The organism is Nostoc sp. CALU 546 (assembly GCF_048836525.1).
Map to the genome: position 1 here is coordinate 1 of NZ_JAWJTF010000289.1, position 2558 is coordinate 2558.

General features: G+C 48.9%; 2 tRNA genes and 1 rRNA gene. All 3 read left to right on the forward strand.

Going from position 1 to position 2558, the window contains the following annotated elements:
* The first annotated feature begins 108 nt into the window (after positions 1-108).
* Positions 109-182: transfer RNA gene (locus tag RRG12_RS42790), tRNA-Ile, on the forward strand.
* 81 nt (positions 183-263) lie between these two features.
* Positions 264-336 (forward strand) — tRNA-Ala (locus tag RRG12_RS42795).
* 257 nt (positions 337-593) lie between these two features.
* Positions 594-2558: ribosomal RNA gene (locus tag RRG12_RS42800) — 23S ribosomal RNA — on the forward strand; the annotation flags it as partial.

Consider the following 2558-nt stretch of genomic DNA (forward strand, 5'->3'; position numbering starts at 1 on the left):
CCCCTTACATATCGAAAAGCATACAGCTATATAGATAGTAAGTTGGTCTAACCTAGGTCGGTCGCAGACATTTGTTGAAAGCTTTCAAACTATGATTTGGTTCGATATGGGCTATTAGCTCAGGTGGTTAGAGCGCACCCCTGATAAGGGTGAGGTCCCTGGTTCGAGTCCAGGATGGCCCACCTGAATCAATTAAAAATGTAAAATGCAAAATTAAAAATGAAGAAAATTCAATTTTTAATTATCAATTTTTAATTGTATCTGGGGGTTTAGCTCAGTTGGTAGAGCGCCTGCTTTGCAAGCAGGATGTCAGCGGTTCGAGTCCGCTAACCTCCACCTGTGGCGATTGCCGAAACAGAAAAGCTAGTGAGAAATCAGCAACATGACTTATATAGAAGTCAGACTGCTGAGTTAGTTCTCAGCCAGAACCTTGAAAACTGCATAGTAACGCGAAATTAGCAGGCAGACACAGACATAATTAGTGCTGAGTGCTAAGTTGTGAGTGCTGAGTGAAATCAGTATGAAGTGACGAAGTAAGCAGAACTAACTATTTGTGATTGTGAATGCAAATGTAGAACACCAAATGTTTGAGTGGTCAAGTTAATAAGGGCTAACGGTGGATACCTAGGCACACAGAGGCGACGAAGGACGTGGTTACCGACGATATGCTCCGGGGAGTTGGAAGCAAACAGAGATCCGGAGATTTCCGAATGGGGCAACCCTTAATACTACCTGCTGAATATATAGGCAGGAGAGAGCCAACCCAGCGAATTGAAACATCTTAGTAGCTGGAGGAAGAGAAATCAAAACAGAGATTCCCTGAGTAGTGGTGAGCGAAAGGGGAAGAGCCTAAACCAATTGGTTTACCGATTGGGGTAGTGGGACAGCAATATCGAATCTAGAGGCTAGACGAAGCAGCTAAATACTGCACCAAAGAAGGTGAAAGTCCTGTAGTCGAAAGTTAAAGGATAGTAGCTGAATCCCGAGTAGCATGGGGCACGAGGAATCCCATGTGAATCAGCGAGGACCACCTCGTAAGGCTAAATACTACTGTGTGACCGATAGTGAACCAGTACCGCGAGGGAAAGGTGAAAAGAACCCCGGAAGGGGAGTGAAATAGAACATGAAACCGTTAGCTTACAAGCAGTGGGAGGACTATTAAAAGTCTGACCGCGTGCCTGTTGAAGAATGAGCCGGCGACTTATAGGCACTGGTAGGTTAAAGCGAGAATGCTGGAGCCAAAGGGAAACCGAGTCTGAAAAGGGCGATAATCAGTGTTTATAGACCCGAACCCTGGTGATCTAACCATGGCCAGGATGAAGCTTGGGTAACACCAAGTGGAGGTCCGCACCGACTGATGTTGAAAAATCAGCGGATGAGTTGTGGTTAGGGGTGAAATGCCAATCGAACCAGGAGCTAGCTGGTTCTCCCCGAAATGTGTTTAGGCGCAGCGGTAATGATTATATCTGGGGGGTAAAGCACTGTTTCGGTGCGGGCTGGGAGACCGGTACCAAATCGAGACAAACTCTGAATACCCAGAGCACACATTGCCAGTGAGACAGTGGGGGATAAGCTTCATTGTCAAGAGGGAAACAGCCCAGACCACCAGCTAAGGTCCCCAAATCATCGCTAAGTGATAAAGGAGGTGAGAGTGCACAGACAACTAGGAGGTTTGCCTAGAAGCAGCCACCCTTGAAAGAGTGCGTAATAGCTCACTAGTCAAGCGCTCTCGCGCCGAAAATGAACGGGGCTAAGCGATGTACCGAAGCTGTGGGATTAACTTATGTTAATCGGTAGGGGAGCGTTCCGTCGTAGGTAGAAGCAGTAGCGGCAAGCAGCTGTGGACGAAACGGAAGTGAGAATGTCGGCTTGAGTAGCGCAAACATTGGTGAGAATCCAATGCCCCGAAACCCTAAGGTTTCCTCCGCCAGGTTCGTCCCCGGAGGGTTAGTCAGGACCTAAGGCGAGGCCGAACGGCGTAGTCGATGGACAACGGGTTAAAATTCCCGTACTGATTGTAGGTTGTGCAGAGGGACGGAGAAGATAATTGTCAGCCGGATGTTGGTTACCGGTTCAAGCGTCAAGATGTTGAGAGACGGCGAAAACGTTTCGAGTTGAGGCGTGAGTACGACCCACTACGGTGGGGAAGTGGCATAGTCTAGCTTCCAAGAAAAGCTCTAAACACGTTAACTTACAGTTACCTGTACCCGAAACCGACACAGGTAGGGAGGTTGAGAATACCAAGGGGCGCGAGATAACTCTCTCTAAGGAACTCGGCAAAATGGCCCCGTAACTTCGGAAGAAGGGGTGCCCACCTAAGACGTGGGTCGCAGTGAAGAGATCCAGGCGACTGTTTACCAAAAACACAGGTCTCCGCAAAGTCAAATCGACGCAGTATGGGGGCTGACGCCTGCCCAGTGCCGGAAGGTTAAGGAAGTTGGTCAGGGGGAAACCTTGAAGCTAGCGACCGAAGCCCCGGTGAACGGCGGCCGTAACTATAACGGTCCTAAGGTAGCGAAATTCCTTGTCGGGTAAGTTCCGACCCGCACGAAAGGCGT